The sequence below is a fragment of the Paenibacillus sp. M2 genome, assembly GCF_046713495.1.
GTDB classification, from domain to species: Bacteria; Bacillota; Bacilli; order Paenibacillales; family Paenibacillaceae; genus Paenibacillus; species Paenibacillus amylolyticus_B.
The window spans coordinates 2,042,854-2,068,438 of sequence record NZ_CP169648.1; the positions used below are offsets into that span (position 1 = coordinate 2,042,854).

Below are 25,585 nucleotides of genomic sequence, written 5' to 3' on the forward strand. Positions count from 1 at the left end.
TACGAAGGTTCTCTTTTTTTTAAAGGAAAGGATTGTTGGAACCTCACATAAACTTGCGGTGGTGTTTCTTGCCATCATACGTAAACCAGATCGGTTTATCCTCGACACGTGTCTCCACATGTACGGTACGTCCCCAGAGGCGATACAGATAAGGCAGGGTGCGTTCCATATATTTCAGATCCAACTCAATGCCTTCATATTGATGTTTCAGCACGAGTTCCCCTGTCCGCAGATAATCGGCATCCTGTACGACCAAGTAAGGGGAGCCCCCGTTGACACGTGAAAATACGAGCTGATCCCGTATGTTCTCCCAGGACTTGTCGGTGATTTTCCAGTCCGGGCCTTTTTTCTCAAATACGTAGAGGTCCAGATCCTCGGTTAATTGTTTGGTCATGTAATTGCGGATAAAGGAGGTATCGGAATCAAATTCACGCACCTCGAACATTTTGGCACGACCTTGCCCCGGTTTGCGGCCCCAACGTTCCTGTTCTTCCCGGGTTGGGTTATCCCAGCGCCGTTCAATATCCTCGAAAATCTTCAGTCCCAAATAATACGGATTCAGACTTTGTTTGGATGGTTGCACCACGGAGGAGTTGAGCTTCGCAAATTCGATCGTATCCTCACTGTTCAGATCGAGCTCACGGATAATGCGTTGATGCCAGTAGGATGCCCAGCCTTCGTTCATGATTTTGGTTTCCATCTGTGGCCAGAAATATAACATCTCTTCACGCATCATACTCATGATATCCCGCTGCCAGTCGGTCAATACTTCGGAGAATTCCTGAATAAACCACATGACATCCTTCTCCGGTTCAGGCGGAAAATGATGGACCTGAATACCTTCAGCGGGTGCTTCTTCCGTCTGCACGTCATCAAGTGACCATAGATCATCATAGCGGCCTTCCGGCCGAGGTTTTTTCTCACCCCGCTGCTCCCGCATTTTCATCTCCATATAACGTTGTTTGTCCAAATGACGGGGTTTAATCAGCTGTGGGTCCACATGTTCCTGAATTGCGATCACGGCATCGATAAAGGCTTCAACCGCTTCCGTTCCGTACTCCATCTCATAATTGCTGATCCGATCCGCCGTAGCAGCCATACTTTCGACCATATTACGGTTGGATTTGGAGAAGCGGGCATTGTTTTTGAAAAAATCGCAGTGTGCCAGGACGTGGGCTACGATCAATTTGTTCTGAATCAGGGAATTGCCATCCAGCAGAAAGGCATAACAAGGGTTGGAATTGATGACAAGCTCATAAATTTTGCTGAGCCCAAAATCGTACTGCATTTTCATCTTATGAAATGTTTTACCAAAGCTCCAGTGACTGAATCTGGTAGGCATGCCGTAGGCTCCAAATGTATAAATAATATCCGATGGGCAGATTTCGTACCGCATGGGGTAATAGTCCAGACCAAAACCATTGGCAATCTCCATAATCTCGGCAATAGCGTATTCTAGGTCGCGGATCTCATCTGTCATCTAACGCTGCCTCCTTCCCGTTTCTGGAAAAAGCTGCGCAAAGCTTTGTACACTTCGCCTTTTTCTTTGATCACATAATACATGAACTGATCCATTTTGATATGACGATAAGCCGACATCAGTGTACTGCTGCGGTTGTACTGATTCACTTCGCCGTATCCAAACATATTGCTACGCTTCATTAACTCCCCGATCAGCTTCACACACCGTTCGTTATCCGAGGTCAGATTATCCCCATCAGAGAAGTGGAAGGGGTAGATGTTGTAGCTGGAAGGTGGATATCGGCTGTCAATAATATCCAGCGCCTTCATATATACAGAGGAGCAAATCGTACCTCCGCTCTCGCCACGGGTAAAGAATTCTTCTTCGGTAACTTCCTTGGCTTCTGTATGATGGGCGAGGAAAACAATCTCAACTTTCTCATACTGACGGCGTAGAAAACGGGTCATCCAGAAGAAAAAGCTGCGCGCGCAGTATTTCTCAAACGAACCCATGGACCCGGATGTATCCATCATGGCAATGATAACGGCATTGGATTGTGGAATAATTTTGTCTTCCCATGTCTTGTAGCGCAGGTCATCCGGACTGATGTGATGGATGCCTGGCGTACCGGTTGTTGCATTGCGACGCAGATTCTCCAAAATGGTACGTTTCTTGTCAATATTGGACTGCATGCCTTTTTTGCGAATATCGTTGAAAACTACCGTATGTGTCTCAATCAGGTCTTTGTCTTTCTGCTTCAGATCGGGTAATTCCAGCTCAGCGAAGAGCATATCTTCCAATTCCTCAATACTCACTTCGGCTTCCACAATATCATGACCAGGCTGATCGCCAGCTTTTTCGCCCTTGCCGGGTTTCTGCGAAGCAGAGGGATCACGACCGATGACGTCTCCGACCTGACTGTCACCGTCTCCTTGACCAACATGTTTTTGCTTCTGGTAGTTATACACAAAACGGTACTCATCCAGACTGCGGATTGGTACCTTGATGATTTGTTTTCCATCAGACATGATGATGTTTTCTTCCGTAATCAGATCAGGCAGATTCTGTTTGATGACATCTTTCACCTTTTGCTGATGGCGTTGTTGGTCCTGGTACCCTTTGCGGTGAAGCGACCAATCTTCCTTCGACACGACGAACGAGTAAGGCTGGTGTGAATTTGACATGTAGGCACCCCCATTGATTACGCGGCACAGTTTGGCCTGTCGGTAATTAAGTATATTCACGGGCGAGGACGATATGTGATGAGAGTGGATATAAAATGATACAATTACGCAAGTTCACCTCTGAGGTAAGGTGAGTCGAAAGAACAGAATTGCTCCATTTTTTACAGAAACAGTGAACACGTGTGATATCCTTCCTATACAATAGGAGAAGTACATCTACTCCATTTCTAGCTTCATTCCTCTTCTCGATACTGAAAACCAGATTTCATGAACACGATCCAATAGAGATGCATGTAAAGGAAGGATTCATGTGAATAAAAAGGCGATCAAGGCTTGGATTATGTATGATTGGGCCAATTCGGCTTATGCAACAACAGTACTGGCAGCAGTATTGCCCGTATTCTATGCTTCGGTCGCTGCAGCAACGCTGGATACGGATATGGCTGCCTCCTACCTGGCCTATACACACTCCATTGGCATGTTGTGCGTAGCTCTGCTAACACCGTTGCTAGGCACGCTGGCTGATTTGTCAGGACGGAAAGGAGACTTCCTGCGTGTATTTGCAATTATAGGCGTCCTTGCTACATTGGGATTCAGCGCAATCGGTGAAGGGGACTGGTTCCTTGCTTCCGCGTTGCTGGTCATATCTACGATCGGTTTTGCAGGTGGTAACACCTTTTACGATGCAATGCTGCCGGATCTGGTACCCGTGGAACGAAGGGACATGATATCCTCCAAAGGTTATGCCTATGGTTATATTGGAGGAGGTTTGTTGCTTGCGGTGAACCTGCTGATGATTCAGCAACCGGGCTGGTTCGGGATGAGCAGTACACTGGCAGGCACAAGACTTGCGTTTATCTCCGTCTCGTTGTGGTGGTTGCTGTTCTCGATACCGATCTTTCGCCATGCTCCGAGACGGCCTGCTTCACCGGACATGCCCGGCTCGTGGAGAGGGTATACTGCGGTGGGCGTGCGCAGACTGCGGCAGACCTTTCGTCAGATGCGGCGTTTTCCCCAGTTAATCCGCATGCTGGTGGCTTTCTGGTTTTTTAATGACGGTATTAATACCATCATTCTGATGGCTACCATCTATGGAACAAGTATAGGCATAGGCACAGCCGACTTGATGCTCGCGCTACTGTTAACCCAGTTCATCGGTTTCCCATGCACTTTGTTACTGGGAGCGTGGGCACAGCGTTGGGGAGCAAAGCAGGTATTAATCGTTAGCTTATCGGTCTACATATGTATTGTGATTCTCGGTTATTTCATGACACAAGCGATCCACTTCTATGTACTCGCCGGGTTGGTTGGTGTCGTGCAGGGTGTGAGTCAATCCACAGCGCGTTCACTGTTTAGCAATCTGATGCCGGCAGGCAGAACAGGAGAGTATTTTGGTTTTGTGAATATTACAGGCAAATTCTCTTCAATCTTTGGTCCATTTGTGTTTGGTTATGTTGGGCAGATCACGGGTTCCACGCGTTGGGGTATTCTGTCGCTCATCTTCTTTTTCGTCGCGGGAATTGCTGTATTATTAACCGTGAAGGTACAGAAGGGGATGCAGGATGCTACACAGGCAGATCAGGAAGAAGAGCGAAATGGGAGTGTTGGAGCTCCTGGGAAAAGTTCAAATGTAAGGTTTACCTGATGGTTGTTCACCCGGTTTCATATTAAGTTTCTCATAGGATTACGTATGGCTTCAGGCATTGTTCCTCACAGAACATGTCTGGAGCTTATTCGCGTTTGTGCAATCAGAACATAATTGATCATGAATAAGTGCTTAAATGACAGACAACAGAATACAGTGAAAGAGTATGAATTTATGAAAAGGTGAAAATAAAAGATTGACATGATACATTTTGTATCATAGAGTAAAACTATAAATACATATTGTATCTGAGAGTTGTCGAATGTAACCAAGTGTTTTGCTTCATTCCCGGGTGAACTTTCGACGGAGTATTGCAAAACGCTGACCTATAGCGTGCATATTACTCGTTTTGCCAAACACAAAGGTAGAGTCTGGTCTATCCCAGCTACATATTTATACTAATGAACAGAGGAGAGGCTGCCATTGATCGATGCTCAAGGTAACGGACTTGTTTTCTTACTATGTGTTCCCCGCAGTGGTAGTTCCTTATCCACCGTCATGCTGCAAAATCATAGTCGTATATTTGCCACCCAGGAAATGTGGTTTCTGATGAATCTTGTCGATTTGAACAAAGCTGATTCACGTGCTTATGGTGGCAGCTCCATCATTCGTCAGTTCTACAATGCCATGGTATCTGAGGATGTCTTCGAAAAGGCGTGCAGAAGTTTTGCTCTTGAGATCTATAATGGATTCCTGGAAGGGAGCGGAGCAGACTTCATCGTTGATAAATCTCCACGATACTATTACATGCTGGAATGGCTGGATCGTCTGTTCCCTCAGTCCAAGCGCATTCATCTCCAGCGTAATCCTCTGGCCATAGCAGCATCATTCAAAAAGGTAAACCGCCACACAGGAGAAGGATTCGACCTGACTCATAGTCTGCAGAGCCCCAAATTAAATATGAAATCTGTAGATCTTACACTGGGTATGCTCCGCTTGAATGAGTATTTTGCCGAACCACATTCCAATGCATATGAATTGCAATATGAACGATTGGTTTCCAATCCTCAGGAAGAACTCGAGAAACTATGCGCGTTTCTGGGAATTCGATATGAACAGGGTATGGAGCAGTATGGACAGTTTCTGGATAGTGCCAAGTCTGACATGTTCTACAGTATGGGCGTGGGTGATCCATTCCTCTCTTCGCATCAAAAGGCACATCAGGGTTCTGTTAACAACTGGAAAAACATATTAGAACCACATGAAGTTGAACTGTATTGCCGTGTGATGGGGGCAGAACTGTTCCACCGGATGGGATACAGTGAACAGTTGGCAGAAGCCGAACAATGGACGGGTGTACATTATGATGCAAGTCCGGATCAAGAGGTCATTGATCGAATCACGCATCAGTTGACAGCAGCGACAGGTTGCCAGTGGCAACCGCAATACCGAATGCAACCGGCAGATTCTGTCGTACATGATCCGCTTGGCAATCTTAATGACCAAGTTGTCGAGGAACCGGAAAAGATAGATCCCACACTGGCTGCACTGGCAACGATCAGGCAGCTGCAGGCCGCACTACGGGCGGCAGATCATCGTCTGGAACGGGGATATAGTGAGCGAGAACGCTTGAAAGTCCAGCTGGCTTCTGCTCAAAGCAAAATACAGCGTATCAAATCATGGGTACCATTTGGTCACCAGATCAGCGCCTGGGCTTCACAGCGCAAGATTCTACGGGGAGGCAAGTCATGAGCGCCATAGCAGGAATTGTACACAACGATGGTCAGCAGGCGCTATGGGAAGACAGCTGGCGTCTGTACGCAAGCCTGGGGCATGTCCCTGCGGATACAACAGGGGTGTGGAAAGGCAACGAGGCGTTCCTCAGCTGTCATGCCCAATGGATTACACCGGAATCGGTTAGCGAGAAGTTGCCTTTATATGATGAGGAAAGTGGTCTGACCATCACGGCAGATGCCATTCTGGATAACCGGGAACAACTGGCTGATCAACTACAGATATCCAGAGCTGAACTGGCAATGTTGGCGGATAGTGAACTGATCCTGCGTGCCTATCAACGCTGGGGAGACGATGTGGCTGTCCGATTGCTGGGGGATTTTGTATTCGCGATATGGGATGAGCGGAATCGAAAACTGTATGCAGCGAGAGACATTACAGGCATGAGAGCTTTTTATTACCGACATGATGGTTCACGTTTTGCTTTCTGCACACTCATGAATCCGTTGCTTGGGCTTGAAGGGGTACATAAAGAACTTGATGAGACTTGGCTGTCCGAATTCCTTGCCATTCCTGACATGCATGATTCAGCAGATATCAATTCGACCGTATATCGGGGAATAAGCCAACTGCCTTCTGCACATACACTTGTCTTCCGGGATGGGAGACTGGAACTGAAGCAATATCATCGCTGGAATGAAGTCGAACCTCTGAGGCTTAAATCCGATGGTGAGTATGTAGAAGCGTTTCGGGAGGTCTTTGGGCAGGCGGTTGGATCGCGATTGCGAACTCACAGGCAGGTGGCTGCTGCTTTAAGTGGCGGACTGGACTCGGGAGCCGTGGTTGGTTTTGCTTCCGGTACACTGAGAAGTCAGGGTAAACGGCTGCAGGCCTATAGTTATGTTCCCGTACCGGATTTCACAGATTATACGTCGAAAACGTTGCTCGCAGACGAACGGCCCTTCATACGTTCAACCATTAATCATGTCGGCAATATCACAGAGAACTACCTTGATTTTGAAGGCAGAAGTCCACTCAGTGAAGTAGATACCTGGCTCGACATTATGGAAATGCCCTATAAATACTTTGAAAATTCATTCTGGATTCGCGGATTCTATGAAAAAGCGAGCCAGCAAGATGCAGGCATCCTGCTCACAGGCGCACGTGGTAATTTCACCATCTCCTGGGGGCCGGCTCTGGATTATTACGCCAGTCTCCTGAAAAGTGGCCGCTGGTATCGCTGGTTCCGTGAGATGCAGCAGTATAGTGAGCGGACCGGAATGCCCTTCTCCCGTATAGCTAAGATCACCGGGAAAAAGGCATATCCGGAGTGGTTCAAGGCTCAGTCCAAAGGAGCAAGCCAGGCCGCGTCCGTGCAGTTGATCCATCCTGATTTTGCTCAAAGAACAGGTGTACTGGAAAGACTCAAATCCATTATTGTTTTGCAGGGCGGTGCCCAGGCTGATGCACTCAAAGTACGTGCCGAGAAATTCAATAACCTGGCCATTGCGAACAAAAACGGTGCAGTAGCTACAAAATGTTCTCTGCGTTACCGCGCTTGGGAACGTGATCCGACAAGTGATGCCAGAGTCATCCGGTTCTGTTTGTCCGTTCCGATTGAACAATATGTGAAACAAGGGACGGATCGTTCATTGATTCGCCGGGCTACTTCACCGGAGTTGCCTGACAAGGTCAGACTGAATCAACGGGTACGGGGTGTGCAGCCTGCAGATTGGTTACATCGCATCATTCCGAATTGGGATGCCTTTACGGCTGAGTTACGTGCTTTGTGTTCTGACAGCAAGGTTGCTGGCATATTAAACACGGAGCGTATCAAGTCTGCCCTGGCCAATTTTCCGAGTCCAAGACCTGAACTTGCTTCGCATCCAGATCTGCGATTGATGATGCATAGTCTGATCGTCTATCGGTTCATTCGGAAATTCTGATATAGCCCGGTGAACTGTGGGTCCGGCTTTTCCTTACATTTGACTCATGATAGGAGGTGAATACGATGCAAAGGGAAAAAAAGGAATGGCAAGAACCAGCACTGGAAATATTGGAAGTCAACCAAACAATGGCGGGCACGGGTTACAAACATATCGACTGGGTTACGGTTCACGATGCGGATCTCTACGGAACTAGTTAGAAAGCTTTACCATATGCCATCATACTTAGAACTGCGAAAAGGAGGTGAATACGATGCAAATGGAAAAAAAGGAATGGCAAGCACCAGCTCTTGAAGTGTTGGAAGTCAATCAAACAATGGCCGGTACTGGCTACAGACAAATTGACTGGATCACGGTTCACGATGCGGATCTGTACGATCCAACTTCCTAAGTTATTTAGTTCCAAAACGTGTCATCATACTTAAAGGGCGGAAATGCAACAAATCCAGCTTTTCGCCTCCGCCCTTATATTGAGCAACATGAATATAAGGGCTTTTTTTACATTTTATTACGAAGGAGGCGTCGTTCATTGTTAGCTGTGCATTATGTGGCGTATGGTCTGCGCTGGTCGAGCCAAATTCGAATGCCTGAACTACAGATTGCACCCAAGGATGCGGAGACTGATTTTGATGTCGTGGATGTGCACATCGAGTCTTCAGATCTGACCCCATTGTGGGAGGATTGGGATGTAGGCAACGACAACTTTGTGGCACGGGATGGCAGCCTTTTTTTCCAAATCGAAGATGCAGGCCTGTTTCTAATGGAGCATGGAAAACGTATCATTGTATCCCCTCAGCCTGGAGCGGACGAGAAAAAGGTCAGATTATTCATCCTGGGCACATGTATGGCTGTCATTATGATGCAGCGTGGTATTCTTCCATTGCATGGCAGTGCTGTGGTTATTGATGGCTGGGCTTACGCATTTGTCGGACATTCGGGGGCAGGAAAATCGACGTTGTCGGCTGCACTGGCATCACGCGGGTATCCGCTTCTCACCGATGATGTTGTCGCACTGACCTGGGATGCCGGGGGAAGAGCCATCGTATCACCTGGTTATCCGCAGCAGAAATTGTGGCAGCCCAGTCTGGATGGTTTCGGCATGAAGGAACAGGATTATGCCACGGTTCACGCAGAGATTACAAAGTATGCGATACCTGTTCAGCACTATTTTCATGAGATGGCCGTACCACTTGGTGGAATATTCGAACTTGCTCCCCAACCGGAGGAAAACCATACATCTGTTCAACTGGTTGAAGTGACGGGGCTAGAACGACTGCATCTGTTATGCTCGCATACGTTCCGTGGTGGACTCGTTGCAAGACAGGGGCTGGCACAATGGTTGTTTGAGACGGCTTCAAGACTTTCAGCAAGTGTGGAGATTGGCAGATTGGTCAGAACGGGTGCTGAGTTTACAGCATTTGAGATGGTGGATCGGATCACAGATCATATACGTAAAGGAGTGCATACAGGACAATGACAGCGACTACGCCGATGAATGTGGAAGACCGGGTAACCCGGAAGGAAGGCAATCTGGTCAGTGATATGGGCAGTGAGAAAGTCATGATGAGCATTAGCTCTGGAAAATACTACAATCTGGGGAGTACCGGTGGACGAATCTGGGACCTGATCGCAGAAGAACGCACGCTGGGTGAAGTTGTTGAGGTACTTGCTGCGGAGTACGAGATTGAGCCAGATGTATGTCGTGAGCAGGTGGTGCAATTCCTGGAACATCTGTCCCGTGAAGGTTTAATCGACGTTACTCGCGGAGTGTAGAATCATGTTGCGAAAAATAAAGGCTTATCTCTCGCTCCCGCGGTCAATGCGTCGACTGGTATGGGAGGCCTATATCCTCCTTGGCTGGGCACGCATACAGAAGGCTATGCCATTTGCCAAAATCGCGCCAGGGCTGGGTACGCCTATGGTAGAAACACCGATGACAGGACTTGATCGCAGCGAGGTCATTACTATACGGAATATTTCCAAAGCGATTTCGCTCGCCAGCAAATATACGTTATGGGAAAGCCGCTGCCTTGTAATGGCGATTGCCGGGATGAAGATGCTTGAGCGACGCAAGATAGAGAGTACGTTATATATGGGGACTGCGCGGAATAAGCAAGGACATATGATGGCTCATGCCTGGCTGCGAAGTGGTAAATTGATCGTGACCGGAGCTGATACTATGGACCAATATACGGTTGTCGGTGTGTTTGGCAAACGGTGTCCGGAGAAGGGATCTGGGGAGATTGTCTATGATACATGAAAGTGAACTCTATTCATCAGGGTTTCCAAAGGAGCTTAAGCTGATTTTGAGCATGATTAGAGGTGATCTGACGGCTCTATCCCCTGAAGAACTCAAGGCGGGTTTGCAAGGAACCGATTGGCAGCTCTTTCTGCGGCTTGTCTATCATCACCGCTTATACTCTGTCCTTTATTTGAAAATGAAAGAATTGAACTCTGCAATCATTCCTGCAGATGTTATGGAGAGTCTGAGACAACAATATACGGTCAATACGTTCCGCATGTTACATCTGACAGCTGAAATGGAACAGGTTTGTGGAGCCTTTCGTGAACGCGGTATCCGCAATATTACACTAAAGGGACCAGCGCTCGCCCATGATCTCTATGGCGATGTATCCATGCGAACCTCCAAAGACCTGGATATCCTGATTCCGTTTAATGATGTGGAAGCGGCTGAAGGCATTCTGGCTACCCTCGGATATGTATCCAAGGAAGGGGAGCGGGCACCTACGGTGCGCAGCTGGAAATGGCGGGAACATCATATCTGTTACACTCATCCGGTCAAAAGGACTCAAGTGGAGATCCATTGGCGCCTGAACCCGGATTCGGGCAAAGAAACCGATTTTGAATTGCTGTGGAAACGCAGCCGGTTCAGTTCATACACACAGACACCTGTCCGTATGCTCGAACAAGAAGATCTATGGGCCTATCTCGTAACCCATGGTGCACGACACGGCTGGTTCAGACTGCGCTGGTTACTGGATATCGACCAGATGATCCGCAGCATGCCACTTGATGTGAAGAAATTAGAGAGACGTCTGAAAGCGGAGGGACGTTTATCGATCGGTTCGCAGGCTCTTCACTTAGCCTCAGATCTGTTGAATACGTCGCTGGATGTAGAGTACAGGTCCTTGATGTCCTTGAGTGACCGTACAGGCAAGCGATTAGCCAACGAAGGTGCAAAGTTCATGAACGACATGCTGGAAAGTCCGGCTGATATGAAGTCTTATCCATCGTATCTGTTTAAACTTCGAAGTACAAAACAGAAATGGTTTTTCTTTATTGAACGTTTATATCCAAGTACATGGGATGTGGATCAATTGCCACTTCCACGTTCTTTGTTTTTTCTATACTTTCCGTTACGTCCGTTTCTCTGGTTCTGGCGGCGAATTAAAAGGTATACGGTGACGGAAAGGGGTAAAGTATGATCTCGGAATTAAGGTATTTCATGCGAAAGTTGCATCATGTCACGGGGCCCATTTTATATTGGAATCTGCTAGGGATGATCTGTATCAGTCTCATGGAAGGGATCGGTATCTACATGCTTGTTCCGATGCTGAGTCTGATTGGCATATTTGAGATGGGCTCCACAGGCTTAAACATTCCCTGGCTTGGCGAGGTGTTGAATCGTTTTTCTGATAATAGCCAATTGTTACTCGTATTGTTTACCTTTGTGTTGATTGTCTCCGGACAGGCCTGGATGCAGCGTCTCCAGACGATCCGCAATACTCGAATCCAGCAGCAATTTGTACGAACGCTGCGCATGGAAACCTATGCTGCTATTATTATGGCGCAATGGTCATTTTTTCTCCAAAAACGAAAATCCGATTTCAACCATATATTAACGACTGAACTTGCACGTGTGAGCCAGGGAACGAGCATTATGCTGCAAATGGCAGCCTCTCTGATCTTTACGGGTATTCAGATCGGTCTTGCTTTTTGGTTATCCGCCAAATTGACGGCACTTGTGCTGGTCTGTGGATTGTTATTATTTATCGTCTTACGAAAATTCGTCAAGCGGGCCAAGCAGATCGGAGACCAGACCTCTGAATTCTCACAAAGTTATTATAACGGCATTACCGAGCATTTTAACGGCATTAAAGATATTAAGAGCAATATGCTTGAGCGCTCACACATGAACTGGTTTGAGCGTATGTGCAGACAGATAGAACGCAATGTCATTCAATTTAGCCAATTGAACAGTGGGACACAGCTGATTCACCGGATGTCCGCGGCAATCATCATTGCGGCATTCATCTATCTTTCTCTCCGTGTAATGACGGTGCCACCCGCAAGTCTGCTGCTCATTATCCTTATCTTTTCCCGGTTATGGCCAAGGTTTACGGCGATTCAGTCCAATCTGGAGTACATCAGCTCCATGCTGCCTGCATTTCGGGTAGTCAGAGAACTGCAAGCGCAGACGGCGAAAAGTCGTGAGATTAGTGCAGAGATTGCTTCGGCAGGAGACGTTGGAACTGATGGGATTCAACCTATGGAACTGAAGGAATCTATCACCTGTGAGGATGTCTGCTATCGCTATGAGGGAAGTGATGCGTACTCATTGAGAAATGTGCACGCTTCGATTCCAGCAAGGGGTATGACCGCAATTGTGGGGAAATCCGGAGCAGGCAAGAGCACGCTGATAGATCTGATTATGGGCCTCGTAAGGCCTGAATCTGGTCGTATTCTGATTGACGGAGTGCCTCTGTCAGAAGAACGATTATTGAGCTGGCGAAGTTCCATCGGATATGTCTCCCAGGACCCATTCCTGTTTCATACGAGTATTCGTGAGAATCTGCGTCTTGTTGATCCAAATGCAAGTGAAGAACAGATGTGGCAGGCTTTGCAATTTTCCTCCTCTGCGGCATTTGTACGGAAGTTGCCTCAGGGTCTGGATACGATCATTGGTGATCGGGGTATTCGTCTATCCGGGGGTGAACGTCAGCGATTGGTGCTTGCCCGGGCTATGCTGCGTAATCCTTCTGTATTGGTACTGGATGAAGCAACGAGTGCGCTGGACAGTGAGAATGAACAGTACATTCATGAGGCGTTAGAACGGCTAAAAGGACATGTGACCATTATCGTGATTGCACACCGATTGTCCACGATACGGACGGCAGATCGTGTAATTGTGCTTGATGAAGGTCGGGTGATTCAAGAAGGCGGGTACCAGCAGTTATCTACAGATCCGGTAGGGACGTTCAGAAAGCTTCTTAATATGCAAGCGGGTGTCGTGGGGCAGTAAGTGAGTAAGTAAGTGAGTAAGTAAGTGAGTGGACATTAGAAGACGTTCAAACGCGATGGTAGAGCATGTGTATCTTCTTCTCTGTATTCATTTATTGATGGTATAACCAGCAATGGGTTCACGTAAAAGAGGCGCGCCACGATGGGCGCGCCTTTCATGTTGGTGGTTCGTATATTGACCATGGATTAATGAACAACAGCTGTTTTCGTAGGAAGCGGCAGTTGAAGAGCACCGATCTGCTCCAAATGCTGTACGATCTCTTGCACGGCTTCCTCAATGGACCATTGCTCTGTATCGATAATAAATGAAGGAGATATTGGTACATCATAGGGGGCGGAAATGCCTGTGAAATGCGGGATATCACCATTGCGGGCTTTTTTGTATAGACCCTTGGGATCACGACGCTCACATTCTTGAATTGAACAGCGCACATAGATTTCAATGAAATCATCTGGTTCAAATAACTGTCTAACCATCTCCCGATCCTGTTCATGAGGAGAGATAAAAGCCGAAAGTACAAACAACCCGGCATCTACCATTAACTTCGATACTTCTCCAATTCGCCGCAAATTTTCTTGACGATCCCCTGTTGTAAAACCGAGATCACGGTTCAGTCCATGACGTACATTATCCCCGTCCAGAACATAACAGCGTACGCCTTGGTCGTAAAGATACTGCTCCAGGGCAAATGCAAGGGATGACTTTCCTGCACCTGATAACCCGGTGAACCAGATGGCACGACTACGGTGCCCATTATGTTTCTCCCGGTCCTGTCTGTTGATGCTGGATGATTGCCAGGTTATATTGCGCTCTTCCTTCGACATGAGTATCCCGCCTTTTCCCTACCATGATATGTATAATATTTTAACATATTTACAAGATTATAGCACCTTACAGATTTCTTCAAAATAAGCGTGAATCGACAAAATATCGGGTATAGATGTAGTACATACATAAGCATTATGCATATATCCAAGGAGTTTTTTGCATGAAATGATGTAAAATGCTCACATCGCAGGAGGAACAATGTCATGAACGAAAACATACAAAACATACAAGTTGGATTCAAATGCCCGGATTGCCATCAGGAGGTTCGAGTGGAATTTATAGATGAACAGGTCAGCACAGTTCGTTGTAAAGGTTGTGACAGAGCGTACACCCTTTTGAAGCCAACCATTGGTGATGAAATTCTTCTGGATTGGGAACAGGAGGCGTTATATCACAAGCTGAGAGCAGAACGATCTGAACTGGATAATCATAATATGTCTGCCTTGATTATCAAAGTTATCGAGTTGCTTACATGGCGTGATCGGGGAGATGGACAAACTCGTGCCATACAGACCGTGAGGGAATGGCTTGCCTCCAGTGGCAAACCCCAGACCTTGCTTGAATTGTTCTATCAATCTCCGCCACAACCTGAAAATAAACGTTTTGATCGTTAAGGATTTACATACATTAGCTGTTCCTGTGGCATATTACCTGAAGGTGTTCGTGTGTGCAAACGACTAACCGAATTTTCAGGAACAGGAGCGGATGGAATGAAGCGAATGGTTCTATATATACTGGTGACACTGTTATCCATCAGTATGGTGCCGGCACTGACTGAAGCATCACCGGTTACCGGAGCGTATCACTTTGGCTTCAAAAAAAGTCAAAACGGTCAACTGCCCTCCATTGATCAGGAAGGCTTTAAATCGATCTTACAACATAACGATGCCATTTTCCTGGGGGATACGAAGCAAAAGGAGTTGTATCTCACGTTTGATAACGGGTATGAGAATGGATTCACACCTGCCATACTGGATGTTTTGCGTACCAAGAAGGTGCCAGCGGCTTTCTTTGTGACAGGTCATTATCTGAAAGATCAGCCTGAGTTGGTCAAACGTATGGCGGCTGAAGGTCATATTGTCGGTAATCATTCATGGAGTCATCCGGATATGACCCGCATCTCCAATGAAAAGCTTAGAGAGGAACTTGAGAAGGTCAAGTCAGAGGTCAATCGGTTGACGGGTCAACAAGCGACCTTTTTACGCCCACCGCGCGGGATTTTTAACAATCGTACGCTTGCAGAGAGTCATGCTCAGGGTTATGTGAATGTGTTCTGGTCTGTTGCTTATAAAGATTGGGATACCAATGTGCAGCGTGGCGCACAATATGCTCATCAACAGGTGTTGAAACAACTCCATCCGGGCGCTGTCATTTTGCTTCATTCGGTATCCAAAGATAACACGGAAGCTCTGGGTTCCATTATTGATGAGGCCCGCAAGCAAGGATATGCATTCAAAAGTCTGAATGATCTGCGGACCAAAAATTATTGATCTGTATCGTAATGAACAAAGGACCAAACGTAAGTCATCAAAAAATTTAGCGAAATATTAAAGGGCATCCTGAGCGATTAAGCTCGGAATGCCCTTTTTAGTTATAACGGTATGCCAGTCCAAGTATTGGATGTACCACATATAGATTTAGAAGAAAGGATCGGGTAATACGATACGATGTAAAGTGTAATACTATAAAACAGTGTTATAGATGATTCCAATTGTTTTCGGGCCGCAATGACTGCATACTACACAACCAGCAGTGGTTAGTTCAACTCGGGCACCGGTTTGTTCCTGCAAAGACTTCTGCAAGTCAAGCGCATCCTCTTCAGCCATGGTGTGCACAACAATCAGCAGGTCTGGATCGATCTGATCCTTATGGCTGAGCGTATTATTCAGCATTTGTTCCAGCGCTTTCTCCCGTTTGCCGCGCACTTTATAGGCAGGTGCCATCTTGCCATCCGTTACCCGGATGACAGGACGAATCTTGAGCAGGCTTCCAATCAGGTTCTGCATGCCCGAACAGCGTCCGCCTTTATGCAGATACTCCAGTGTATCGATGACAAACTCGGTGCGTACATTTGATTTCATTGCCTCAATCAGGTGTGTAATCTGAGTCAGGTTTTGTCCTTTATCAGCAGCATGTACAGCTTTCATCACCATCAGCGCAATTCCTGATGAGAGATTCTGTGAGTCAATGACCGAAATTCGACCTTCCGGGAACTCGGAACTCGCTAGTCGTGCATTTTGATAGGTAGAAGAAAGTTCAGAAGATAAGCTGATATATAAAATCTCATCCCCTTGATCTATGTAAGGTTGAAATGCCGTTATGAAGTCAGCGGGGGAAGGTGCAGCTGTTTTGGGAAGACGCCCATCTTGGCTAACACGTTCATATAGCTGTTCAGGTTTAATCTCAGCACCGTCTTTCAGTGATTCTTCACCGAACACGACATATAAAGGGATGATTCCGATATCGTGCTGCTGGATCCATTCTGGAGCCAGATCACTTGTGCTGTCCGCAAAAATTTTGATTCGTGACATGTCAATCTCCTTTAAAAACAATGATTTTGGCAAAAAATATAGATTATACTTATGTGTAAACCCATTCATTTTAATTATAAGGAAACATGACGCTGATGCAAAGCGTTACATCAGCGTCATGCCTACCAAGATAAGTCCAACGAATAACAGAATCATGATCCCATTTAATATGGTTCCGATAATGGCAAAAACTTTCTTTCGATTCTTGAGGACAAGACCAATAATTCCGACGATGCCTCCGGCCAAATTGAGAATCAGGCAGACCAGAATGGCTAATGAAGCCAGAACCACTGCTGGATGCAAGGCGATCTCTTCTGTCTGCAACGGGGTGAGAACTCCGATGGACTCGTTTACAGCCATTGTGGCAATAAAGAATATCAGAATATAACCCAAGATTGCAACCAATCCAATAACAAAGCTGGCGATCCCAGGTCCGGAATGTTTCAGTGGTATCATTGGTTGCCTCTCATGATCTGGCGGGTAGGCTTCATACCCATTGTTATTGTATGGATCTGCATGGCCAGGGTTCTGATCCGTGTTGTTATAACCTGAATTATAGGAATCACGATTATCCATAATGTTGACTTGCCTCCCTTAATCATCGTACTGAGTGTTATTAACCTAATCGATGAGTAATTACTAGCTTCATCCCATCTTCTCGGTACTAAAAACCAATCTTTTTGAAATTGCACTTAAAATACAACGATTACATACCTGTTTACTTTTCCATAAATATCGATAAAAATCAAGGATTTACGCTTGTTTCCTACAATTTATAGGGCAGGGATAGAATTGTTAAGTATAAACAGACATATGATCTTTGAAGCTCCACCCCGACTGGTAAAGGAGGAGTGGATTCGCTACAATAATAGGAGGAAGAGTTGAATTAAGGGAGAGAACTTATATGCAACGAAGATGGATGATGCTTGGAGCTGTAATGACCATGCTATCAGTGGCGATAGGTGCGTTTGGTGCTCACATGCTCAAGGATACGATTGGACCGGCGGCCATAGCTACATATGAGACAGGTGTGCAATATCATATGATTCATGCATTGGCTTTGCTCATTATTGGCTTGACGGCTGGTCAACTTGGAGGATCTACAAAACTGAAGTGGGCAGCACGTTTGTTGTTTATCGGAATTATCGTGTTCTCAGGCAGCTTGTATGTGCTTAGTATTTCTGGCATCAAGATTCTGGGTGCCATCACACCGATTGGTGGGGTAGCCTTCATTGCCGGATGGTTGTTATTGGCATTAGATGTATGGCAGCGAGGTAAGGATCGCTCCTGATCGGTCCAAACAAATCTTGGAGGGTTCAATCCCCCATGAACCATAGAACTAAAAAAGCAACTTGCGTTAGAATGTTCCGTCATTCTAACGCAAGTTGCTTTTTTGTTTTAATCCGATGAAGTTAGTTACAGAAACTCATCGATTTCATTGGTTCGGAACGTATACACTTGTTTTTCATCGACATGGTAGATGCTCACAATACTGGTATCACGATCAAAATTCAGAATACGGCAAGGAATGCTCTGATGTTTACCGTTCTTGTTATTGACAACAATACGGGTGAGTTTATTCTCTTTAATGAGCGTGTCAATCCACGCGTCAAACGAGTTTCCATCGGAAACATTGGATGTTTGGGTGGCAGGCTTTTTCTCGCTAACCGGTTTTTCTTGTTGATTCTGTGTTTTGACTGGAGCAGGTGAGGCAGGTGTCTGAGCTGCAGTGGACGCCTTCTGTGCTGCGTTGGCTTTTTTGCGTTCGTTGTGAAGTGTGACGAAAGAGTCCTTCTTGGACTGGAGTGTCGCTTCAATAATTTTGCCTAACTCTATGCCGGATTGAATCCGAAAGTCCGCAATTTGTTCTTCATTGTTTATGAACTCCAACAGGGACTGCAGTGCCAATGCATTTGAGCGGCTCTTAATAAGTATATCGACATTAAATAAAAAGCCGATGTCCTCTTGATTGGATAAGGTTTCTTTCATTCATCCCAGCCCCGTTAAAAAGTATGTCAGCTCAAAAAAACGCTTCAATTCACTATATCATTAAAAAGGAAATTATCATAGTGCTAGAGACGCAGAAATATGTCGAAACAAATGGGTAAATATCACAGATAAACCTTATTATTCACGTCTTTTAGAAGTGTCCACAAGACAATCTAGACTGAGGAAAGCAACTTTCGTGAACTGTGGAAGAGGAGGTGGATCGGGAAATTTGTTGACCGATGCAGTCCGTTATTGTTGGAGAGCGCGTATTGGCATGTGCGGAGCAACTTATCGCACCTCATTTTGGAGTAGAGTCGCAAAGTGCTGGTACATGTAAATAATGAACCCGTATGAGACAACATTCATCTTATGCCCACTCTAATTGTTTGTACTATGACGTTTAACAACCGTCTTCTCGTTATTGTGTTACAATATGCTCATCACACATTAAGGAATGAAGATTATGCATCAAGAGGACAGTGTATTTGAACAGATTATGAAGCAGAAAAGATTGAAGCCTATCAAGCCTGAAACTACAAAAGTTCAAGTTAAACCAATACATAAAAAGAAACTAGCTCAGGAGCAATTAAGTGAATTGGATGTTCAGTTCAAAAAGTCAGTAGCTGAATCAATAGATCGAAGTGTACTTCATAGACGTGTACTGGGAATTAGAAGAGATTTAACGGAGATAAGGCGATTAAAGAATGATGAGCATACGTTTTAAGTTAGGCTCAATTCAACTCATCTTGGGTGAGGGGGGCTTTTATTGGTGTTTATTCCTTGCGTTCTAATCCCTTCTATCAAATCCCATAGACCCGCTCCTTTTGGCATGGTATAATCATTCCATAATTTAGGAGATGAGGTCTACATATGAAGAAGTTAGTTTTGTCGTTTTTAGTTTTATTATTGTTTGTCGTTTCAACTACATATGCATCAGCAACAGCAACTACTAAGTATGATTTTAAGAACGTAAATTGGGGAATGACAGTCAATCAGGTTAAAAAGAAAGAGAAGTCGAAATTGTTAGATACAACCAAAATCAAGGATATCTCACTACTGGAATACAAAACTACGGGATTCAGAGTAAACGCAAAACTAGTATACATATTCTATAAAAATAAATTAGTACGGGCAGTATACGAGATTTATCCTAATGATTCTAAAAAAACCACTATGGATAAGTACTATAAATACTTCAGCATAAAACGTGATCTCTTAGACGAATATGATGGTTCAATTAACTTCAAAGATGGTTTAACTCCAGGTGGGAAACGAGTACTTTATGATAGCGAGGAAGTAGAAAAAGATATAGTCACGGGTGCTATTGCTCTTGAATCTAATTGGGTAATTGACAAGAAAAAAACCAGTATTAGTTTGATGTTGGCTAGGGTTACTGATGCTGTAAGACTCAGAGTGATATACACAGATTATAATTTAAAGTATGACCTTGATGAACTTATAGATGCTCAAAAATATTAATGATTATTATGAGAGCTGCCTCATTTCTGAGGTGGCTTTTCATATTCCAATGAAAGCATATATCTATTATCTAAGTCTGGGAAAAGAATTACCAACAATATATTTGAACTGTAAGTACCTACATTTTCTCAAACACGGCAGGTGTCCACACGACAATCCAGAATGAGGCATACAATTATCGTGACCTGTGGAAGAGGAGGTGGATCGGGAAATTATGGTGACGATGGAGCCCATTATAGTTGGAGAGCATGTATTGGTTGGGGTAGAAGTCAAGCTACCGAAAACAACGTTGTTGACCATTAACACATCCAAAGGATATATCATGTGCGGAGCACTCGACGTGGGATTACTTAATGAGAAGCTCGGGGATCGAAAAATTATTGCAGCTCGGGCGGTTGGTGTGCGTACACTGGAGCAATTGTTGCATGCACCTATGGAGTCGGTGACAACAGAAGCCGAGGCCATGGGCATTACGGTTGGCATGACGGGTGTAGAGGCTTTGTTGAAAATGATCTAAGAACTAACAAAAGGGCTCCCCATGTGGGAAGCCCTTCTTTAGCGTCTTAGCGTTCTAATACAGAGCCGGGCACATCAGTAGCTACTAGCTCTATACACGAACCTTTTTCTTGAATACTCTTATTAAGTTAAGCTTCTTCCTTTGCGAACAAGGCAGCCAGATTTTCTTGGAAAGGAGCGCGAACAACGCCTTTCTCCGTGATAATAGCTGTTACATATTCGTTAGGCGTTACGTCAAATGCTGGATTGTATACTTTAACACCTTGCGGCGCTGTACGTTTACCAAATCCTTCGGTCACTTCTTCCGCAGCGCGTTCCTCAATCGGAATGAGGTCCCCGGATGGAGTGGACAAGTCGATAGTCGACAATGGGCTCGCTACATAGAACGGAATATTGTGAGCCTTGGCAAGCACGGCCACGCTGTATGTTCCGATTTTGTTAGCTACGTCACCGTTAGCTGCAACACGATCCGTTCCGACGATAACGGCTTGAATCCAGCCTTTGGACATCACCATGCCTGCCATGTTATCACAGAGCAGCGTAACGTCTATGCCGGCTTGCTGTAGCTCAAATGCAGTCAGGCGTGCACCCTGAAGTACGGGACGAGTTTCGTCTGCAAATACCTTCAGGTGAATGCCACGTTCCTGTGCGAGATACATTGGAGCAGTTGCCGTACCATATTTCGCAGTAGCCAGTCCACCTGCATTACAGTGAGTGAGTACACCCATACCATCTTCGAATAAAGGCAGTGCATTCTCGCCGATCATGCGGCATACTTCTTCGTCTTCCTTCTGAATTAACAGAGCTTCTACTTCAAGAGCATCATTGCCTTCATCCAGGCTCAGGCCGGATTCAACGACCTCATTTGCTTTTTGCATCATGCGATCCAGTGCCCAGAAAAGGTTCACCGCGGTTGGACGGGAAGTAGCCAGATGAGCACATATGGATTTCACGTGGTCCAACCAACCTTGAACAGTTGTTCCGTCATATGATTTGGCACCCAATACAACACCAAATGCAGCAGCAATACCAATCGCCGGAGCACCGCGTACTTTCATGGAGTGGATGGATTCCCATACTTCCTCGGGTGTATACAGTTTCAACATGAGGATCGTTTCGGGCAGCAGACGCTGGTCAAGCATTTCAAGCTTGTCCTTTTTCCAGATGAGAGAGGACAGAGGCTGATATTCAGGGGTTGTCATGGGTGATTCCTCCGTTCCTTATGTTAAGCCTTAGTAGTAGTAACAGCTGTGGATACAATATCCATTACTTCGCCGATGGTATTCAAGCGACGATTGTTCTTGATCAATGCTTTACCAATGGACAACGCTTTACGCTGAGCATGTTCACGTTCAGTCGCATTTGGAATGGTATCTATATCTGCCACGTGAGCGAGTCCCACGATACGACGAACCATTTTGGCACCTGCAAAGCCGATCGAATCTCTGAACAATTGTTGGACATACAGATCCTGATAGCCTGGCGTTTTTGCCATCGGATCAACGAGGTCGTGAACCCAGAGGGCACGGAAACGAGATTCGAATTCAGTCCATACATCACCAACCATATTCAGCATAAGCGTCTCACGCTCACGCAAAGCAGTCTCATCCTGAATCCATCCTGGCAGGGATGAGTAATTCAAGAGCAGGTTCGCAAGGACTGCACCAACATCAAATCCCATGGGGCCGTAATATGCAAATTCGGGATCGATGACCTTTGTTGATTCAGGTGTAACAAAAATACTGCCTGTATGCAGATCTCCATGAAGCAGTGCCTGCCCGTGTGTCAGGAATTTTTCCCGTAGTAATGCCACTTCAAGGTGAAGTTCTCCATCTGTGCGAAGGGCTTCAGCCTCGTCTTCAATGGAAGCATCATAATTATTTTTCTCGGCGATCCGATAGGGTTCATCAAAGATCAGATCCTCCGTTATTTTGCATTGGTCCGGATTAATGAATCTGCCCTGTTTTTCCTTCTTCAATTGCTGATCCATGCCCAAGTCGGATGTGAAGAACAGCGTTCTTGCCATGAATTCCCCAATATGCTGTGCAAAAAGAGGATAGGAAACACCTTCGATCAAGCCTTTGCGCATGATCACATGATCACTTAGATCTTCCATAACCGTTAACGCGAGGTCATCATCGTAATGATACACTTCGGGTACCATACCTGGACACAGACGATACTCTTCCTGAAGAATCTCACGTTCAATGCGGGCACGTACCAGAGAGAGCGGCCATGATTCTCCAACCACTTTCGCATAAGGAAGCGCCTGTTTGATAATGATACTTTTATCGGAGTTCTGATCCGTGATGTGGAAAACCAAATTCAGATTGCCGTCGCCGATCTCGTGACAATCCAGATTTGCATCTGCCGCAAATGGACCCGGTAATGTTTTGGCCAGTTCAATTGCATCCTGGGGGGTAAACGGGCGATATTGGGACAAAGGTGCCACCTCCATATATATGAAGAAACAGGAAAACCCACTTCTTTGCTTGGTATATGTCAGTATATCGGAAATAACGCGGTTTTTGAACTTTTTTTTGAGACAAGTCAAGTCGATCCTGATTCGAACTTCCGGTTCAAGGGTAAAAACAAATAGGTCGGACGGTTGAGAGAAACGCCGTTAACAAGCCTCTCCACTACATGTGGTGACACATTATTAACTCTCTGTTACGCATTGCGGGACAACCTGCTTACCACGGCATGACAGACTAATTTTAAATAAAGGATGGGATTAATATGGCTACAAAAAACAAAACAGATCAAGCAAAATCGGTGGAACAAGTACTTAATCGTCAGGTAGCTAATCTGAACGTATTGTATGTTAAAATCCATAACTATCACTGGTACGTTAAGGGACCTAACTTCTTCACGTTGCATGTGAAATTCGAAGAGTTCTACAACGAAGTTACAGTACAAATGGATGAAATCGCAGAGCGTATCCTTACGCTGAAAGGTAGCCCAGCGGCTACAATGAAAGAGTATCTGGAGCTTTCCTCTATCCAAGAAGCAGCAGGTGGAGAAGACGCAAAAACAATGGTTCAAAACCTGATCGAGGACTTCGCTACACTTTCGAATGAATATCAGGAAGGTATCGAAGTTGCAGATGCAGCTGAAGATCAACCGACATCCGATATGCTGACAGGTTTTAAGGCTGACCTTGAGAAACACATGTGGATGCTTCGCTCTTTCCTGGGTTAATATAGCCAAGATTTTGCCTAATACAAATGGTCTCTTGCGTAAGCTTTCTGAGCCCTTATCATGTTGTCAGAAACGCACTGAGCGTCTATACTGCTGACAAGAACGATAGGGGAGGGAACCGCTTATGTTAGAACCAACGATACCGGCTTTAAAAGAATGGGCATCTGCAATCAAAGCACTGGAAACGGGTCGCCAGATTATGGTGATGCGCAAAGGTGGTATTGTAGAGGAAACCCGACATTTTGAGCTGAAAAGTCCGGCGTTTTACCTGTATCCGACTTATGAACATCAGCGTAAAGAACTGATTAAGTCCTCGGATCAATCCTATGTTGAAGAATCACTGGCCGAATGGGTGCACGAAGCTTTGACAATCCGTATTACTGCATATGCCGAAGTAACGCAGGATCTGGAGATACGAGATCAGGAGATGCTGGATCGACTTCTTGACTTTCATATGTGGACAGCGGATTTTGCCGAAGACCGTTTGAAATGGAAACGGAAAGATCCGCTCCATGTATTGATTTTACGTGTGTACCTTTTGAAAGAACCGATGGAAATCCCCGTACTGCCTGAATATAATGGTTGCCGTTCATGGATTTCTATTCCGAATGGTCCGGTGCCGCGCGAAATGACGCCGGTGGTGGACGTTGCGGATTTTGACGAACAGGTACAGAAGATTAACGAGATGCTCAAATTGTAAATGGTAAACGGAGGGACTTGTCCATAATTTGGATAAGTCCTTTTTTTAGATTAGTATACAGCAGAGGACATAAAAGCTTGAATTGCCGTGATTTTTCTCACTGTACATTTCTGCGTAAGATGTTTTCTGATTTGATTCAATTTGTCTTTTAATATAGAATCAGAAAGAATAATGTTTCCTGTAAGGACCAACGTTCTTAGGAAATGACTTGATTATCATTGAGAATCAGTTTAGAATTATTCTAAAGTGTTCTTGCTTTGAAGATTCGAGTACAAGAGAAATTCAGGGGAAGCCCTGTTCAGATATAATAGGCGCTTTTTCGTTTTCGACAACAACATCAATTTAATCAATGGAGGGAAACAATACACATGGCTACGAATTTCGTCATTGAAGGTCTGAAAGCGACGATCGAAGGTAAGGAAATCCTGAAAGGCATCAACCTGGAAATGAAAGGTGGAGAAATCCACGCAATCATGGGACCAAACGGAACAGGTAAATCCACTCTGGCTTCTGCCTTGATGGGTCACCCTAAATATGAAGTAACAGACGGTAAAATTACGCTTGATGGTGAAGATGTATTGGATATGGCTGTAGATGAGCGCGCACGTGCAGGTCTCTTTCTGGCTATGCAATACCCAAGTGAAATTGCAGGTGTTACAAACTCCGACTTCTTGCGTAGTGCAATTAACGCACGTCGTGGCGAAGGTAACGAGATCTCCCTGATCAAGTTCATTCGTCAAATGGAAGGTAAAATGAAAGAACTCGACATGAACCCTGAGTTCGCTCACCGTTACCTGAATGAAGGTTTCTCCGGTGGTGAGAAAAAACGTAACGAGATTCTGCAAATGATGCTGCTTGATCCGAAAATCGTAGTACTTGATGAAATTGACTCCGGTCTGGACATCGATGCTTTGAAAATCGTGGCTGACGGTGTGAACGCTATGAAGAGCGAAGATCGTGGCTTCCTGATCATCACTCACTACCAACGTCTGTTGAACTACATTACGCCTGACTATGTTCATGTAATGATGCAAGGTCGTATCGTGAAATCCGGCGGACCTGAATTGGCTCACCGTCTGGAAGCGGAAGGGTATGACTGGGTAAAGGCAGAGCTGGGAATTACAGACGAAACTGTAGGCCAAGAAGCGTAAAGACAAAACGGAGGAG

27 protein-coding genes are annotated in these 25,585 nt (G+C 45.5%); 19 read left to right on the plus strand and 8 right to left on the minus strand.

All coding sequences use genetic code 11. The annotated features are described in order from the left end of the window. Positions 1 to 43: 43 nt before the first annotated feature. Together ACETMN_RS09415 and yhbH are read right to left on the minus strand one after the other, a co-directional pair. Positions 44 to 1,480 carry a SpoVR family protein gene (locus ACETMN_RS09415; protein ID WP_076252399.1) on the minus strand — a complete coding sequence of 479 codons (1,437 nt, stop codon included), beginning with the start codon at positions 1,478 to 1,480 and terminating at the stop codon, positions 44 to 46. Further along, complete coding sequence (gene yhbH / locus ACETMN_RS09420; RefSeq protein WP_036609998.1) at positions 1,477 to 2,646, minus strand: sporulation protein YhbH; 1,170 nt, start codon at positions 2,644 to 2,646, stop codon at positions 1,477 to 1,479. Before yhbH ends, ACETMN_RS09415 begins: the two co-directional genes overlap by 4 nt. 310 nt (positions 2,647 to 2,956) lie before the next feature. On the opposite strand from yhbH, the gene ACETMN_RS09425 reads away from it, so the two are divergent. The 10 genes from ACETMN_RS09425 (at position 2,957) to ACETMN_RS09470 (ending at position 13,174) form a co-directional block, all read left to right on the plus strand. Beyond that, complete coding sequence (locus tag ACETMN_RS09425; protein WP_091014645.1) at positions 2,957 to 4,291, plus strand: MFS transporter; 1,335 nt, start codon at positions 2,957 to 2,959, stop codon at positions 4,289 to 4,291. Between the two features lie 423 nt (positions 4,292 to 4,714). Next, a complete protein-coding gene (locus ACETMN_RS09430; RefSeq protein WP_091014644.1) occupies positions 4,715 to 5,983 on the plus strand; it encodes a sulfotransferase family protein in 1,269 nt (422 codons plus the stop codon). After that, a complete protein-coding gene (locus ACETMN_RS09435) occupies positions 5,980 to 7,911 on the plus strand; it encodes an asparagine synthase-related protein (RefSeq protein WP_091014639.1) in 1,932 nt (643 codons plus the stop codon). Before ACETMN_RS09430 ends, ACETMN_RS09435 begins: the two co-directional genes overlap by 4 nt. Before the next feature lie 65 nt (positions 7,912 to 7,976). Beyond that, positions 7,977 to 8,111 (plus strand): paeninodin family lasso peptide, encoded by a 135-nt coding sequence (locus ACETMN_RS09440; RefSeq protein WP_105598020.1) that lies wholly within the window; start codon positions 7,977 to 7,979, stop codon positions 8,109 to 8,111. A gap of 53 nt (positions 8,112 to 8,164) precedes the next feature. Beyond that, positions 8,165 to 8,302 (plus strand): paeninodin family lasso peptide, encoded by a 138-nt coding sequence (locus ACETMN_RS09445; RefSeq protein WP_174806426.1) that lies wholly within the window; start codon positions 8,165 to 8,167, stop codon positions 8,300 to 8,302. A gap of 138 nt (positions 8,303 to 8,440) precedes the next feature. Next, a complete protein-coding gene (locus ACETMN_RS09450) occupies positions 8,441 to 9,388 on the plus strand; it encodes a hypothetical protein (RefSeq protein WP_091014638.1) in 948 nt (315 codons plus the stop codon). Next, the gene (locus ACETMN_RS09455) at positions 9,385 to 9,684 is read left to right on the plus strand and encodes a lasso peptide biosynthesis PqqD family chaperone (protein ID WP_017689560.1); all 300 of its coding nucleotides are present in this window, start codon (positions 9,385 to 9,387) and stop codon (positions 9,682 to 9,684) included. Before ACETMN_RS09450 ends, ACETMN_RS09455 begins: the two co-directional genes overlap by 4 nt. Before the next feature lie 4 nt (positions 9,685 to 9,688). Continuing rightward, a complete protein-coding gene (locus ACETMN_RS09460; protein WP_091014637.1) occupies positions 9,689 to 10,171 on the plus strand; it encodes a lasso peptide biosynthesis B2 protein in 483 nt (160 codons plus the stop codon). A 52-nt stretch (positions 10,172 to 10,223) separates the two neighbouring features. After that, the gene (locus ACETMN_RS09465) at positions 10,224 to 11,357 is read left to right on the plus strand and encodes a nucleotidyltransferase family protein (protein ID WP_256975113.1); all 1,134 of its coding nucleotides are present in this window, start codon (positions 10,224 to 10,226) and stop codon (positions 11,355 to 11,357) included. 20 nt (positions 11,358 to 11,377) lie between these two features. Beyond that, positions 11,378 to 13,174 (plus strand): ABC transporter ATP-binding protein, encoded by a 1,797-nt coding sequence (locus ACETMN_RS09470; protein WP_223199905.1) that lies wholly within the window; start codon positions 11,378 to 11,380, stop codon positions 13,172 to 13,174. A 185-nt stretch (positions 13,175 to 13,359) separates the two neighbouring features. Here ACETMN_RS09470 and cysC read toward each other — a convergent pair whose 3' ends face one another. Then, a complete protein-coding gene (gene cysC / locus ACETMN_RS09475; RefSeq protein ID WP_091014633.1) occupies positions 13,360 to 13,998 on the minus strand; it encodes an adenylyl-sulfate kinase in 639 nt (212 codons plus the stop codon). A 207-nt stretch (positions 13,999 to 14,205) separates the two neighbouring features. Here cysC and ACETMN_RS09480 point away from each other — a divergent pair, with 207 nt between their 5' ends. Beyond that, positions 14,206 to 14,616: a hypothetical protein gene (locus ACETMN_RS09480; protein WP_091014632.1), complete on the plus strand. Its 411-nt coding sequence runs from the start codon at positions 14,206 to 14,208 to the stop codon at positions 14,614 to 14,616. 96 nt (positions 14,617 to 14,712) lie between these two features. Continuing rightward, positions 14,713 to 15,492 carry a delta-lactam-biosynthetic de-N-acetylase gene (gene pdaA, locus ACETMN_RS09485; RefSeq protein WP_091014629.1) on the plus strand — a complete coding sequence of 260 codons (780 nt, stop codon included), beginning with the start codon at positions 14,713 to 14,715 and terminating at the stop codon, positions 15,490 to 15,492. A gap of 192 nt (positions 15,493 to 15,684) precedes the next feature. Here the strand turns inward: pdaA and ACETMN_RS09490 are convergent, their stop codons facing one another. Both ACETMN_RS09490 and ACETMN_RS09495 read right to left on the minus strand, forming a co-directional pair. After that, complete coding sequence (locus ACETMN_RS09490) at positions 15,685 to 16,533, minus strand: DegV family protein (protein ID WP_091014628.1); 849 nt, start codon at positions 16,531 to 16,533, stop codon at positions 15,685 to 15,687. A gap of 105 nt (positions 16,534 to 16,638) precedes the next feature. Beyond that, on the minus strand, positions 16,639 to 17,109 hold the full coding sequence (locus ACETMN_RS09495; protein WP_091014627.1) for a hypothetical protein: 471 nt from the start codon (positions 17,107 to 17,109) through the stop codon (positions 16,639 to 16,641). Positions 17,110 to 17,437: 328 nt separating this feature from the next. Here ACETMN_RS09495 and ACETMN_RS09500 point away from each other — a divergent pair, with 328 nt between their 5' ends. Next, the gene (locus ACETMN_RS09500; RefSeq protein WP_091014626.1) at positions 17,438 to 17,824 is read left to right on the plus strand and encodes a DUF423 domain-containing protein; all 387 of its coding nucleotides are present in this window, start codon (positions 17,438 to 17,440) and stop codon (positions 17,822 to 17,824) included. Positions 17,825 to 17,949: 125 nt separating this feature from the next. On the opposite strand, the gene ACETMN_RS09505 is transcribed toward ACETMN_RS09500, so the two are convergent. Then, complete coding sequence (locus tag ACETMN_RS09505; protein ID WP_091014625.1) at positions 17,950 to 18,522, minus strand: hypothetical protein; 573 nt, start codon at positions 18,520 to 18,522, stop codon at positions 17,950 to 17,952. Positions 18,523 to 18,985: 463 nt separating this feature from the next. On the opposite strand from ACETMN_RS09505, the gene ACETMN_RS09510 reads away from it, so the two are divergent. The 3 genes from ACETMN_RS09510 to ACETMN_RS09520 all read left to right on the plus strand — a co-directional run bounded on the left by ACETMN_RS09510 (position 18,986) and on the right by ACETMN_RS09520 (position 20,518). Beyond that, positions 18,986 to 19,246 (plus strand): hypothetical protein, encoded by a 261-nt coding sequence (locus tag ACETMN_RS09510; RefSeq protein WP_091014624.1) that lies wholly within the window; start codon positions 18,986 to 18,988, stop codon positions 19,244 to 19,246. Positions 19,247 to 19,392: 146 nt separating this feature from the next. Then, entirely contained in the window at positions 19,393 to 20,001 is a 609-nt protein-coding gene (locus ACETMN_RS09515) for a hypothetical protein (protein WP_091014623.1), read from the plus strand. 214 nt (positions 20,002 to 20,215) lie between these two features. Next, positions 20,216 to 20,518: a YunC family protein gene (locus ACETMN_RS09520; RefSeq protein ID WP_091014620.1), complete on the plus strand. Its 303-nt coding sequence runs from the start codon at positions 20,216 to 20,218 to the stop codon at positions 20,516 to 20,518. A 127-nt stretch (positions 20,519 to 20,645) separates the two neighbouring features. Here the strand turns inward: ACETMN_RS09520 and mtnA are convergent, their stop codons facing one another. Both mtnA and mtnK read right to left on the minus strand, forming a co-directional pair. Next, positions 20,646 to 21,719 (minus strand): S-methyl-5-thioribose-1-phosphate isomerase, encoded by a 1,074-nt coding sequence (mtnA, locus tag ACETMN_RS09525; RefSeq protein WP_036609936.1) that lies wholly within the window; start codon positions 21,717 to 21,719, stop codon positions 20,646 to 20,648. A gap of 23 nt (positions 21,720 to 21,742) precedes the next feature. Beyond that, a complete protein-coding gene (mtnK, locus tag ACETMN_RS09530; protein WP_179198443.1) occupies positions 21,743 to 22,960 on the minus strand; it encodes an S-methyl-5-thioribose kinase in 1,218 nt (405 codons plus the stop codon). 296 nt (positions 22,961 to 23,256) lie between these two features. Here mtnK and ACETMN_RS09535 point away from each other — a divergent pair, with 296 nt between their 5' ends. The 3 genes from ACETMN_RS09535 to sufC all read left to right on the plus strand — a co-directional run bounded on the left by ACETMN_RS09535 (position 23,257) and on the right by sufC (position 25,569). Continuing rightward, positions 23,257 to 23,718: a Dps family protein gene (locus tag ACETMN_RS09535; RefSeq protein WP_017689542.1), complete on the plus strand. Its 462-nt coding sequence runs from the start codon at positions 23,257 to 23,259 to the stop codon at positions 23,716 to 23,718. Between the two features lie 124 nt (positions 23,719 to 23,842). Further along, positions 23,843 to 24,418 (plus strand): DUF1802 family protein, encoded by a 576-nt coding sequence (locus ACETMN_RS09540; RefSeq protein WP_411736053.1) that lies wholly within the window; start codon positions 23,843 to 23,845, stop codon positions 24,416 to 24,418. Positions 24,419 to 24,786: 368 nt separating this feature from the next. Beyond that, positions 24,787 to 25,569 (plus strand): Fe-S cluster assembly ATPase SufC, encoded by a 783-nt coding sequence (gene sufC, locus ACETMN_RS09545; RefSeq protein WP_036609931.1) that lies wholly within the window; start codon positions 24,787 to 24,789, stop codon positions 25,567 to 25,569. Positions 25,570 to 25,585 lie beyond the last annotated feature (16 nt).